This window comes from Achromobacter anxifer, from assembly GCF_903652925.1.
Taxonomy (GTDB): domain Bacteria; phylum Pseudomonadota; class Gammaproteobacteria; order Burkholderiales; family Burkholderiaceae_B; genus Achromobacter; species Achromobacter anxifer.
In genome coordinates, this window is sequence record NZ_CAHLAR010000024.1 from 20,189 (window position 1) to 32,697 (window position 12,509).

General features: G+C 68.1%; 8 protein-coding genes. 5 read left to right on the forward strand and 3 right to left on the reverse strand.

The annotated features are described in order from the left end of the window. Positions 1-84 precede the first annotated feature (84 nt). From HWY37_RS34270 to HWY37_RS34280, 3 genes are read left to right on the forward strand one after another with little or no spacing between them, the layout of a single operon-like run. Positions 85-1,812 carry an acetolactate synthase catalytic subunit gene (locus tag HWY37_RS34270; protein ID WP_175211325.1) on the forward strand — a complete coding sequence of 576 codons (1,728 nt, stop codon included), beginning with the start codon at positions 85-87 and terminating at the stop codon, positions 1,810-1,812. After that, positions 1,809-2,564, forward strand: coding sequence for a 3-oxoacyl-ACP reductase (locus HWY37_RS34275; RefSeq protein ID WP_175211323.1), 756 nt, complete (start codon positions 1,809-1,811; stop codon positions 2,562-2,564). Before HWY37_RS34270 ends, HWY37_RS34275 begins: the two co-directional genes overlap by 4 nt. A 39-nt stretch (positions 2,565-2,603) precedes the next feature. Then, a complete protein-coding gene (locus tag HWY37_RS34280) occupies positions 2,604-3,560 on the forward strand; it encodes a tripartite tricarboxylate transporter substrate binding protein (RefSeq protein WP_175211321.1) in 957 nt (318 codons plus the stop codon). Between the two features lie 66 nt (positions 3,561-3,626). Here the strand turns inward: HWY37_RS34280 and mutY are convergent, their stop codons facing one another. Beyond that, positions 3,627-4,697, reverse strand: a complete 1,071-nt coding sequence (gene mutY, locus HWY37_RS34285) for an A/G-specific adenine glycosylase (protein WP_176090898.1) — start codon at positions 4,695-4,697, stop codon at positions 3,627-3,629. 167 nt (positions 4,698-4,864) lie between these two features. Here mutY and HWY37_RS34290 point away from each other — a divergent pair, with 167 nt between their 5' ends. Both HWY37_RS34290 and HWY37_RS34295 read left to right on the forward strand, forming a co-directional pair. Continuing rightward, a complete protein-coding gene (locus HWY37_RS34290; protein ID WP_176090899.1) occupies positions 4,865-8,476 on the forward strand; it encodes an indolepyruvate ferredoxin oxidoreductase family protein in 3,612 nt (1,203 codons plus the stop codon). Positions 8,477-9,462: 986 nt separating this feature from the next. Beyond that, the gene (locus HWY37_RS34295; RefSeq protein ID WP_176090900.1) at positions 9,463-10,344 is read left to right on the forward strand and encodes a LysR family transcriptional regulator; all 882 of its coding nucleotides are present in this window, start codon (positions 9,463-9,465) and stop codon (positions 10,342-10,344) included. Positions 10,345-10,397: 53 nt separating this feature from the next. Here the strand turns inward: HWY37_RS34295 and lpdA are convergent, their stop codons facing one another. Together lpdA and HWY37_RS34305 are read right to left on the reverse strand one after the other, a co-directional pair. After that, entirely contained in the window at positions 10,398-11,795 is a 1,398-nt protein-coding gene (lpdA, locus tag HWY37_RS34300; RefSeq protein ID WP_176090901.1) for a dihydrolipoyl dehydrogenase, read from the reverse strand. Between the two features lie 8 nt (positions 11,796-11,803). Then, positions 11,804-12,509 (reverse strand): 2-oxo acid dehydrogenase subunit E2 (locus tag HWY37_RS34305; protein ID WP_176090902.1); only part of this gene is annotated, 706 nt, incomplete at its 5' end.

A 12,509-nucleotide genomic window follows, 5' to 3' on the forward strand; every position in this document is an offset into this window, starting at 1 on the left:
CAATTTATATTTTGTAAAAAATAAAACTATTGACCGGCCTCATCGTCGACATCTATATTTTATAAAATATAAACAGGAGACGAGATGTCGACATTGCACCCCCTGGCCGCTCCCGGCCTGACCAACCATGGCACGGTGGCCCATGTGATCGCGAAGGCGCTGATCCGCCACGGCGTGACGCATGTGTTCGGCCAAAGCCTGCCCAGCATGCTGCACCTGGCTTGCGAGGAACTCGGCATGACCCAGGTGGCGTATCGCAGCGAGAACGCCGGCGGCTACATGGCGGACGGCTATGCCCGGATCACCGGCAAGCCCGCCGTGGTGACTGCGCAAAACGGTCCGGCCGCCACCCTGCTGGTGCCGCCGCTGGCCGAAGCCCTGAAGGTGTCGATTCCGGTGATCGCCCTGGTGCAGGACGTCAACCGCGACCAGACGGACAAGAACGCCTTCCAGGAATTCGATCATCTCGGCCTGTTCTCTTCCTGCACCAAGTGGGTGCGCCGCGTCACGGAGGCCTCGCGCGTCGAGGACTACGTGGACCAGGCATTCGCGATGGCCTGCTCCGGCCGCCCCGGACCGGTGGCGCTGATGCTGCCGGCCGACCTGCTGAACGAAGCCGCCGCGGCGACGCAGCGGCAGGCGAACCTGGGCCATTTCCCGCTGGACCGCAGCGTGGCCGCCGCCGATGCGGTGAAGGCCGCGGCGGATCTGCTGGCCGGCGCGCAGCGGCCGGTCGTGATCGCCGGCGGCGGCGTGCACGTGTCCGGCGCCGTGGCGGCGCTGGCGGCCTTGCAGGAATCGGCACACCTGCCCGTGGGCACCACGGTAATGGGCAAGGGCAGCACCGACGAGCGCCATCCCCTGTCCCTGGGGGTGGTCGGCTACTTCATGGGCCCCAACGGCGCCAGCCGCGACCTGCGGCCGTTCATCGCCGACGCCGACGTGGTGTTGCTGGTGGGCACGCGCACCAACCAGAACGCCACGGATTCGTGGAAGCTCTACCCCGAAGGCGCCCGCTACATCCACATCGACGTCGACGGCGCCGAGATCGGCCGCAACTACGAAGCGCTGCGCCTGGCGGGAGACGCGCGGGAAACGCTGTTGGCCCTGCAGCGTGAACTGGCCGGCAGGGACCTGTCCGCCGCCCAGGCGCGCCGCGCCGGGCTGGAGGCCGCGATCCAGGCCGGCCGCCACTCTTCGTGGGAGGCGTCGCGTCCGGTACGCCTGTCCGACCAGCAGCCGATTCGCCCCGAGCGCCTGCTGGAAGAGATCCGCCAGGACGTGGACCAGAACACCATCGTGGTCGCGGACGCCAGCTACTCGTCCATTTGGATCGCCAACTACCTGACCTCGCTCGCGCCCGGCATGCGATTCCTGACGCCGCGCGGCCTGGCCGGACTGGGCTGGGGATTCCCGATGGCCATGGGCGCCAAGGTGGCCAGGCCGGATGCGCACGTGGTCTGCGTCGTGGGCGATGGCGGCTTCGCGCACGTGTGGGCCGAACTCGAAACCGCGCGCCGCATGGGAATCAAGGTCACCCTGGTCGTGATCAACAACGGCATTCTGGGTTTCCAGAAGCATGCCGAGAACGTGAAATTCGGCGCCCACACGTCGGCCGTGCATTTCCATCCTGTCGACCATGCCGCCATCGCGCGGGCCGCAGGCTGCCTGGGCGTGCGCGTCGAAGCGCCCGCCGATCTGGCGGGGGCCTTGCGCGACGCGCGCAACGCGGAACTGACCACGCTGATAGAAGTCATCTGCGACGAGAACGCCTTCCCTCCCATCACGTTCTTTACGGCGAGCCAAGTATGAAACAGGATCCGAGCAAGATTGCGCTGGTGACCGGCGCGGGGCGGGGTATCGGCCTGGAGGTCGCGCGCCAGCTGCTGGCCAAGGGCTACCGGGTGGTGGCCGTCAGCCGCGAAGGCGTGGATGCGCAGAAGCTGGGCGGCCCCTCCGACCAGTTGCGCACCGAGCGCGCCGACGTGACCGACCATGCCGCCATGCAGGCGCTGGTGGATAGCGTGCGCGGGACCTGGGGGCCAGTGTCGGTGCTGATGAACAACGCCGGCATTTCGCCCAAGCAGGCCAACGGCAATTCCGCCGGCATCCTGGATATCTCGCCCGAGGAATGGGACCAGGTGCTGCAAGTGAACCTGACCTCCGTCCTGCGGCTGTGCCAGATGGTGCTGCCTGCCATGCGCGACCAGGGCTGGGGGCGCATCGTCAACGTGTCCTCGCTGGCGGGACGCGCCAAATCGCTGGTGGCCGGCGGCAGCTACATGGCGTCCAAGGCGGGCGTGCTGGGCCTGACCCGGGCGATCGCCGCGGAGATGGGGCCGTCCGGCATCACGGCCAACGCCGTCACGCCGGGCCGCATCCTGACCGAGATGGCGCAGCAGGCCGCGCCCGAGGTGAACGAGAACTACGCGGCGCAGATCCCCGTGCGCCGGCTGGGCACGTCCGAGGAAGTGGCCGCGGCCATGGTGTTCCTGGCAGCGGAGGAGTCCGGCTTCATCAACGGCGCCATTCTTGACGTCAATGGCGGCTTCTACATGCCCTGAGCAAGCGGGCCGCACAAAAATAATCAATAGGAGACAAGCATGAAAGCAGCATCACTGCTGGCGGCGCTGGCCGCCACCGCACTGTGCACGACCGTCACGCCAGCCATGGCATGGCCGGACAAGGAGGTCACGCTGACGGTCAACTACGGCGCGGGCGGCAATACCGACGTCGCCAGCCGCGAACTGGCGCGCGCGATGGAAATCGACCTGGGCCGTTCCGTGGTGGTCTTCAACCGCCCAGGCGCCTTGGGCACCATCGGCCCGGCCTACGTGACCAAGCAGGCGGCCGATGGCTACAACGTAGGCGTGGTGACGCTGTCGTCCATCGCCATCATGCCGCACCTCATGACCATCCCCTACACGGCGCGCGATTTCGATTTCGTCGCCGCCTATGGGCGCTATCGCTATGGCGTGGTGGTGCGCGCGGATTCTCCCTACAAGAGCGTGGCTGACCTGGTTGCCGCCGCCAAGCGAGGCCCCGGCATTTTCTTCGGCGCGCCTTCCGCGCCCAACAATCTGGCCATGTTCGACCTGGGCCGGGTCACCGGCGCGAAGTTCGAGCAGGTCTCGTACAAGTCCGGCAGCGAAACCGTGTCGGCGCTGTTGGGCAATCAGGTCGAGGCCATCGTCCAGAACCCCTCGGACGTCATCGGCTACATCCAGTCGGGCCGCTTGCGCCTGCTGGCCTCGGCGAGCCCGATCCGCTGGCCGGAATTCCCCGACGTGCCCACGCTGAAAGAGGCGGGCTACGACGTGGAGATCGATTCCTGGCTGGGCCTGGCAGTGCCCAAGGGCACCCCCGAGCCCGTGAGGGCGCGCCTGGAGCAATCGGCCAGGACAGCGGTGGCTTCCGACCGGCTGCAGCAGACCTACAAGCAGCTGGGCGTGGATCCGGTGTGGCTGTCGGGCAAGGACTACGCCGCGATGGTCGACGCAACCTACGAGCAGATGGGCCGGGCCATCAAGGCGGCCAACCTGCCGCGCATGAGCAACTAGGCTGAACGGCAGGACCCGGTGCGGGCCGAGGGGCCCGCGCCGGCGCGCCTGAGGAAGGGCGTGGGTTTAGCCCTTGAACAGGCTGTCCTGCAGCCCCGCCTCGACCAGCCCCTGCAACAGCTTCTTCACCGGCGCCGGCAGCGCCACCGAGCCCAGCTCGTCCGCCGCGACCCAGCGTTCCGGCCTGGCGGATTCGCGCAGGCCGGCGGCGCGCACGGGCACCAGCCAGGGCCGGATGTGCAGGCGGTAATGCGTGAAGGTGTGGGCGAAGGCGGCCAGCTCGAAGCGCTGTTCGGGCTCCAGCCCCAGCGCGCGCGAGGCGCTGTCCGGGTCTTGCGACACGTCAAATTCGGGCAGGCTCCACAGTCCGCCCCAGATGCCGGGCTCGGGCCGTTGCTGCAACAGGAAGGCACCCTGGTGCCGCAGGACCAGCATACAGGTCTCGCGTTCCGGGATGGCCTTGCGCGCTTTGGGCGTGGGCAGTTCGGCCTGGCGGCCTTCGCGCTTGGCGACGCAGCTGTCCGCCACCGGGCAGGCGTTGCAGGCGGGCTTGCCGCGCGTGCAGAGCGTGGCGCCCAGGTCCATCAGCCCTTGGGTGTAGGCGGCCATGTCCAGGGCGGGAGCGGCTTCGACCTGCGCGTCCGCCAGCGCCCACAGCTTCTGTTCGACTTCGCGCTTGGTCGGATCGCCGGCGATGCCGAAGTGCCGCGTGAACACGCGCTTGACGTTGCCGTCCAGGATGGGCGAGCGTTCGCCGTAGGCGAAGGCGGCGATGGCCGCGGCGGTGGAGCGGCCGATGCCGGGCAGCGTCGCGATGGCTTCGGCCGTGGGCGGGAAGCGTCCGCCCCAGTCGCGCGCGATCTCTTGCGCGCAGCGGTGCAGGTTGCGCGCGCGGGCGTAGTAGCCCAGGCCGGCCCAGTAAGGCATCACGTCTTCCTGCGCGGCGGCGGCCAGCGCGGCCACGTCCGGGAAGCGTTGCAGGAAGCGCTCGTAATACGGGATGACCGTCGCCACCTGCGTCTGCTGCAGCATGATTTCGGAGAGCCAGATGCGGTAAGGATCCCGGGTGTTTTGCCAGGGAAGATCGTGGCGGCCGTGGCGGCGCTGCCAGTCGACGATACAAGGGGCGAAGTCCATGGCGGCAATTATCGCATCGCCCTATTGCCGGGGGTGGGGCCAGGGGTTACAACCAGTGGAAACAGAAGCGCGCCAGCGCCCGCCATTCACGTCCCTTGCTCGCCCGCGTGCGCTTCAAGAGGGTGTCGCGTAAGCCGGCCGGGGTTCCTGGATCCCTCGGAGTAGACATGAACGCTCCTCTTACGCCCGCCTTGCGTGCCGCGCTCGAATCCGTCCAGCTGGACGATAAGTACACCTTGGAATCCGGGCGCGCCTGGATGAGCGGCATCCACGCCCTGGTCCGCCTGCCCATGATGCAGCGCGTGCGCGATGCGCGCGCCGGACTGAACACGGCGGGTTTCGTCTCCGGTTACCGCGGGTCTCCGCTAGGCGGCGTGGACCAGAACATGTGGAAGGCGGCCAAGTACCTGAAGGCCCACCACGTCGAGTTCCAGCCCGGCATCAACGAGGACCTGGCCGCCACCGCGGTGTGGGGTTCGCAGCAGGTCAATCTGTTCCCGGGCGCCAAGTACGACGGCGTCTTCGGCATGTGGTACGGCAAGGGACCCGGCGTGGACCGCTGCGGCGACGTCTTCAAGCATGCCAACGCCGCCGGCACCGCGCGCCATGGCGGCGTGCTGGTGGTGGCGGGCGACGACCATCCGGCCAAGTCGTCCACGCTGCCGCACCAGAGCGACCACATCCTCAAGGCCTGCATGATTCCGGCGCTGTTCCCGTCCAGCGTGCAGGAAGTGCTGGACTACGGGCTGCACGGCTGGGCCATGAGCCGCTATGCCGGTGTCTGGGTGGGCATGAAGTGCATCACCGACATCGTGGAAGTGTCGGCGTCCGTGGACGTGGATCCCCATCGCGTCGAGATCCTGCTGCCGCAGGACTTCCAGCTGCCGGCCGATGGCCTGAACATCCGGCTGGCCGACACGCCGTTGCAGCAGGAGGCGCGCCTGCTGGACTACAAACTCTACGCCGCGCTGGCGTATGCGCGCGCCAACCAGCTCAACCGCGAGATCTGGCAGGTGCCGCAGCGCGATGCGCGTTTCGGCATCATGACCTCCGGCAAGGCCTATCTGGACACGCGCCAGGTGCTGTCCGACCTGGGCTTGTCCGAGGCCGTATGCCAGCGCATTGGCCTGCGCCTGTTCAAGGTGGGCATGGTGTGGCCGCTGGAATCCACCGGCATGCAGCGCTTTGCCGAAGGCCTGGACGAGATCCTGGTGGTCGAGGAAAAGCGCCAGGTGCTGGAGTACCAGCTGAAGGAGGAACTGTTCAGCTGGATCGGCAGCGGCAAGAAGATTCCGCGCGTGGTCGGCAAGTTCGACGACAAGGACGGCGGCGAATGGTCGGTGCCGCAAGGCAACTGGCTGTTGCCGGCGCATTACGAGTTCTCGCCCGCCATGGTCGCGCGTGCCATCGCGTCGCGCCTCTTGCGCTTTGAATTGCCCGAGGACGTGCGCGCCGGCATCGAGGCCCGCCTGGCCTTCATCAGCGGCCGCGAACAGGCGCTGGCGCGGCCGCGCGTGGTCGAAGAACGCAAGCCCTGGTTCTGTTCAGGCTGTCCACACAACACCTCGACCCGCCTGCCTGAAGGTTCGCGCGGCATGGCCGGCATCGGCTGCCACTACATGGTCAGGTGGATGGGCCGCAGCACCGATGTCTATACCCAGATGGGCGGCGAAGGCGTGCCCTGGGTGGGCCAGGCGCCGTTCACCGAGGAAAAGCACGTGTTCGCCAATCTGGGCGATGGCACGTACTTCCATTCTGGCCTGTTGGCGATACGCGCCGCGGTGGCGGCTAAGGTGCCAATCACCTACAAGATCCTGTTCAACGATGCGGTGGCCATGACCGGCGGGCAGCCGGTGGACGGCCCGCTCAGCGTGCCGATGATCAGCCGCCAGGTGGCCGCCGAGGGCATCGAAAAAATCGTCGTGGTGACGGACGAGCCCGACAAGTACAAGCATATCGAGGGGCTGGCGCCGGGCGTGCCGGTCAGGCATCGCGACGAGCTGGATGCGGTGATGCGCGAATTGCGGGAACATCCCGCGGTTTCGGTGCTGATCTATGACCAGACCTGCGCCACCGAAAAGCGCCGCCGCCGCAAGCGTGACGCCTATCCGGACCCGGCGCGCCGCGTGCTCATCAACGAGCGCGTGTGCGAAGGTTGCGGCGACTGTTCCCAGAAGTCCCACTGCCTGTCGGTGGAGCCCCTGGAAACCGAGTTCGGCCGCAAGCGCACGATCAACCAGTCCAGCTGCAACAAGGACTACTCCTGTCTGAAGGGCTTCTGCCCCAGCTTCGTGACGGTGGAAGGCGGCAAGCTCAAGAAGCCGGGCGCCATGGCGCAGGACGGCTCGATCGACGAGGATGTGCCGCATCCGGCCGCGCGCGGGCTGGACCAGCCCTATGGCGTCTTCATCGCGGGCGTGGGCGGCACGGGCGTGGTCACCATCGGCCAGCTGCTGGGCATGGCCGCGCACCTGGAGGGCAAGGGCTGTTCAGTGCTGGACATGGCCGGCCTGGCGCAGAAGGGCGGCGCGGTGTATTCGCACGTGGTGCTGGCGCAGACGCCGGACCACTTGTTGAACACGCGGGTCGCGATGGGCGAGGCCGACCTGCTGCTGGCCGGCGACCTGGTCGTGGCCACCAGCGCGGAGTCCATGGCGCGGATCAACCCCGCCCGCACGCGGGTCCTGCTCAACAGTGACACCGCGCCCACCGCGGCCTTCGTCGCCAATCCGGATTGGACCCTGCCGGGCGCCAACCTGACCGCCGACCTGCAGACCGCTTGCGGCAAGGAACACCTGGCCAGCGTGGACGCGGCCGCGTTGGCCGTGGGCCTTTTGGGCGACGCGATCTATTCGAATCCCCTGATGATGGGCTACGCCTACCAGAAGGGCTGGCTTCCGCTGTCGCAGGAAGCGCTGCAGCGCGCGATCGAACTCAACGGCCAGCAGGTGCCGAACAACCTCGCCGCCTTCGCCTGGGGCCGCCGCGCGGCGCACGACCTGGCCGGCGTGAACGGCCTGATCGCCAACGGCGGCGCGCCGTCGCGGCCCGAGGGCATCATCGAACTCAAGCGCCCGCGCCCGGCCAGCCCGGTGGTGGAACTGAAGAAGCCCGCCGGCGAGCTGGAGCGCCTGGTGTCGGTGCGCAAGGCGTTCCTTACCGCCTACCAGAACGAGGCCTATGCCCGGCAGTACACCGAACTGGTGGACAAGGTGGCGCGCGCCGAGCGCGAAGCCACGGGCACCAACCGCCTGGCGTTGGCGGTGGCGCGCTATTACTTCAAGCTGATGGCCTACAAGGACGAGTACGAGGTGGCGCGGCTGTACTCGGACGGCGAGTTCATCAAGCGCGTGCAGGCGCAGTTCGAAGGCGACTGGAAACTGCATTTCCACCTGGCGCCGCCGCTGTTCGCAAGGCGCGACAAGGACGGCCACCTGATCAAGCGCAGCTATGGCCCGGGGATGTTGCGCGTCTTCCGCCTGCTGGCGCGGATGCGCGGCTTGCGCGGGTCGAAGCTGGACGTGTTCGGCTACAGCGCCGAGCGCCGCGCCGAACGCGAACTGATCAGCGAGTACCGGGAGACCCTGAGCGCGATCCTGTCCAAGCTGAACCGCGGGAACCTGGAGCATGCGGTGGCGTTGGCTAGCCTGCCGGAGGATATCCGGGGGTATGGGCATGTTAAGGAGGCGGCGATGGAGAGGGTGGCTTTGCGTAGGGAGGAGCTGTTGAAGGGGTTTAGTGCGAGTGTGGTTTCTATTGGCGGGGTTCGGGTGGCTTGATGTTGGTTTCTGGGTCTTGGTTCTTGGGGCGGTTGCTGGTTCTTAAGGCGCCTGCCGCGTTGGGGGTTCGCGCTGCGCGGGGCAACGATTGCGGTCCGGAGCCTTCGCTCCGGACTTCCCCTTCGTCATCCTCGTTGTCGCCTCCGGCGACTGCCTTCGGATTCCCTCGGGCTTATCGACGCCCCGCGTAGCGCGAACCCCCAACGCGGCAGGCTCTGCTGGCTGAAACTTCACGTGGGCTGGGGCGATTTTTGTGCTTGGCGTTCTTGCTAACGGCGGGGGGTGGCGAGGATCTTGCGGGGCCCGCTCCCGGCCGGCCGCGCGGGCGGCCTCTGGGAGCGTACGCGATGTCTTGCGTCATGCGGTGTTGATGGTGGGGGGGCTGTGCCATTGGTGACTGCTTGCATCGCGGTGGTGGGTTACGTGCGATCTGCGTCGACGCTCGCGAGTGGACCAGGATGCACTTCACCCGTCCTACGTGATCACCGTCGGCATGCAGCATCAGAAGCAGCGTGGAGCGTCACCATCGACACGCAACATCACCACCATCGCGCAGCGTCATCCTCTGACGCCAGACACCACGTAAGCTCCCAGAGGCCGCCCGCGCGGCCGGCCGGGAGCGGGCCCCGCAAGATCCTCGCCACCCCCCACCGTTGGCGAGAACGCCAAGCACACAGCCCGCCCCAGCGCCCGTGAAGATAAATCCAATGGAGTCCGGTGCGGTCTGGGTCTGGGGGAGGCGGGGTGTCGATAAGCCCGAGGGAATCCGAAGGAGTCGCCGAAGGCGAGGACGAGGATGACAAGGGGGAAGTCCGGAGCGAAGGCTCCGGACCGCAATCGTTGCCCCGCCTCCCCCAGACCCAGACCGCGCCGGGCGTCTCAAGAACACCACCCCGGCCAGCAACCAACAACCCGCAACCAACAACCCGCAACCCAAACCCACCCGCTCTATACAATCGACCGACAACCCCAAGGAGCCACCCCTCATGTCCCTGAACTCCGACGCGCTACGCCTCTTCCTGGGCGTGGTGGATGCCGGATCCCTCAGCGCCGCCGCCGAGCTGCTGGGCCAGACCGCGTCTGGCGTCAGCCGCGGCCTGTCGCGCCTGGAGGAAGACCTGGGCGTGATCCTGTTGAATCGCACCACCCGGCGCATGGAACTGACGGAAGAGGGCAAGCACTTCCTACCCAAGGCCCGGCATATCGTCGCGTCCCTGGAAGAGGCCGAAGAGTGCATGCGCATGGTGCACCAGAGCCCGGCCGGGCGCTTGCGGGTGGATGCGTCGGTGCCGGTGATGCTGCATTGCGTGGTGCCGCTGGTGGCCGAATTCCGGCGTGAGTATCCGGAGATATCGCTGGAACTCACCAGCAACGATCGCGTCGTGGACCTGATGGAACATCGCACCGACGTGGCGCTGCGCATGGGTCCGCTGACCGATTCCACGCTGCATGCGCGGCCGCTGCGGCCGTCGCCGCGCTGGGTGATGGCCAGTCCCGACTACGTAGCCCGGCGCGGCGCGCCGGAGTCGGTGGAGGATCTGGCGGGACATGAGCTGCTGGGCTTTACCCAACCCGAAAGCCTGAACGTCTGGCCTTTGCGCCACGCGGGCGGGTCCAGCTATCTGGCCGTGCCCACGCTGGCGACGTCCAGCGGCGAGACGCAGCGGCAGCTGGCGGTGCGTGGGGTCGGCATTGCTTGCCTGTCGGATTTCGTGGTGCGCGAGGACGTCAAGGCGGGGCGGCTGGTCAAGCTGATGGAAGCCGCGCACACGGACTATCTGCAGCCCCTGCACGCGGTGTACCACCGCAATACGCAGCTGTCGCGGCGCATTGCGTGCTTCCTGGATTTCTTCGCGGCGCGGATCTGAGTCGCGCCGCGCGCCTGGAGCCGGCGCAAGGCCGCTTCCAGGGCGCGCAGGCCTCAGGCGTGCAGGGCCCGGCCGAAAGCCGACAGCACGGATTCGTGCAGCGTTTCCGACAGGGTCGGATGCGCGAACACGGTGTGCATGAGGTCTTCCTCCGTGGCTTCCAGCGATGCCGCCACACCGTAGCCGGTGATCAGCTCGGACGCTTCGGGGTGGATGATGTGCGCACCCAGCAGCTCGCCGCTCCTGGCGTCGAACACCGTCTTCACCAGTCCCTGGTCCTCGCCCATGGCGATCGCCTTGCCGTTGCCGGCGAAGGTGAATTTGCCCACGCGGATTTCGCCGCCGGTCTTGGCGACGTGTTCGCGGGCGCGCGCTTCACTCATGCCGATGCTGGCCACCTGCGGGTACGAGTAGGTGCAGGCCGGGATGCGCAGCGGATCGATGGGATGCACGGACTTGCCGGCGATGGCTTCCACGCACAGCACGGCCTCGTGGCTGGCCTTGTGCGCAAGCCACGGCGCGCCGGCCACGTCGCCGATGGCGTAGACGCCGGGCTCGCCCGTGCGGCACAGGCCGTCGGTGACGATATGGGTCTTCTCCACCTTGACGCGGCTCTGCTCCAGGCCCAGGTTCTCGACGTTGCCGACGATGCCGGCGGCGACGATGACGCGGTCCACTTCCAGCTCGCTGCGCTTGCCTTGCTGGTCCAATACCACCTTCACGCCGTTCGCGGTCAGCGAGGACGAGGTCACGGCGCATTGCGTCAGCACCCGGATGCCTTGCTTCTCGAAGGCCTTGCGGGCCAGCGCCGAAATCTCGGCGTCTTCCTGCGGCAGGATCTCGGCGGTCATGTCGATCAGCGTGACCTCCGCGCCCACGGCGCGGTAGAAGCTGGCGAACTCGGCGCCGATGGCGCCCGCGCCCACCACCAGCAGCGACTTCGGGATTTCGGCGGGGACCAGCGCCTGGCGGTAGGCCCAGACGCGTTCGCCCACGGGCAGCGCCGGCAGCTCACGGGCCCGTGCGCCGGTGGCCAGGATGATGTGCTTGGCGGACAGCGTGGCGCCGTTGTCCAGCGCCAGGCGGCCGGCGCCGGCCAGCTTGGCGCTGGCGGCGAACACGGTCACGCCGTTTTTCTTCATCAGGTGCGCCACGCCCTGGCCCAGGCGGCCCGCGACCTTGCGCGAGCGCGCCACCATGGCGGCCAGGTCCGGACGGGCTTCGCCCGCGCCCGCCACGCCGTAGTGCGCCGCCTCGCGGCAGGCGCGCAGCACGGTGGCGCTGTGCAGCAGTGCCTTGGTGGGAATGCAGCCCCAATTCAGGCAGATGCCGCCCAGCTCGGCGCGTTCCACCAGCGCCACCGACATGCCCAGCTGGGCGGCGCGGATGGCGGCGACGTAGCCGCCGGGCCCGCCGCCCACCACGACGAGGTCAAACGTAGTCTTGGTCATGGCGGGGCTCACAGCAGGATGCGCACGGGGTTTTCGATCAGCGTGCGGAAGGCGGCCAGCCAGCGCGCGCCGACGGCGCCGTCGACCACGCGGTGGTCGGCGGACAGGGTCACCGTCATGACGGTGGCGGCGGCCAGCTGGCCGTCGCTGTCCACGACCGGGCGCTTCTCGGCCGCGCCCACCGCCAGGATGGCGGCCTGCGGCGGGTTGATGATGGCCGCGAACTGGCTGATGCCGTACATGCCCAGGTTGCTCACGGTCAGCGAGCCGCCGGTGAATTCCTCGGGCTTGAGACGGTTGATCTTGGCGCGACCGGCCAGCTCGACGATTTCGCCGGCAATGGCGGACAGGGACTTCACGTCGGCGTCGCGCACGATGGGCGTGACCAGGCCGCCGTCGGTCGCCACCGCCACCGAGATGTCGGCGCCGGCGTGGTACTCGACCGCGTCTTCCTGCCAGCTGGCGTTCACTTCCGGCACTTCGCGCAGGGCCAGCGCGGCGGCGCGCACGATGAAGTCATTGACCGACAGCTTGACCGCGCCGCCCTGGTTGGCCTGGGCGCGCAGCGCCAGCAGCGCGTCCATGCGGCAATCCACCGTCAGGTAGAAGTGCGGTACGTTCTGCTTGCTTTCGGTCAGGCGGCGGGCGATGGCGCGGCGCATGCCGGTGTGCGGCACGCGCCGCGCGGCCGGACGGCCGGCCAGCGGCGCGGCT

Coding starts and splice junctions, on each gene's coding strand:
- HWY37_RS34275 (WP_175211323.1), top strand. CDS start 1,809: ATGAAACAGGATCCGAGCAAGATTGCGCTGGTGACCGGCGCGGGGCGG.
- HWY37_RS34280 (WP_175211321.1), top strand. CDS start 2,604: ATGAAAGCAGCATCACTGCTGGCGGCGCTGGCCGCCACCGCACTGTGC.
- HWY37_RS34270 (WP_175211325.1), top strand. CDS start 85: ATGTCGACATTGCACCCCCTGGCCGCTCCCGGCCTGACCAACCATGGC.
- lpdA (WP_176090901.1), bottom strand. CDS start 11,795: ATGACCAAGACTACGTTTGACCTCGTCGTGGTGGGCGGCGGGCCCGGC.
- HWY37_RS34290 (WP_176090899.1), top strand. CDS start 4,865: ATGAACGCTCCTCTTACGCCCGCCTTGCGTGCCGCGCTCGAATCCGTC.
- HWY37_RS34295 (WP_176090900.1), top strand. CDS start 9,463: ATGTCCCTGAACTCCGACGCGCTACGCCTCTTCCTGGGCGTGGTGGAT.
- mutY (WP_176090898.1), bottom strand. CDS start 4,697: ATGGACTTCGCCCCTTGTATCGTCGACTGGCAGCGCCGCCACGGCCGC.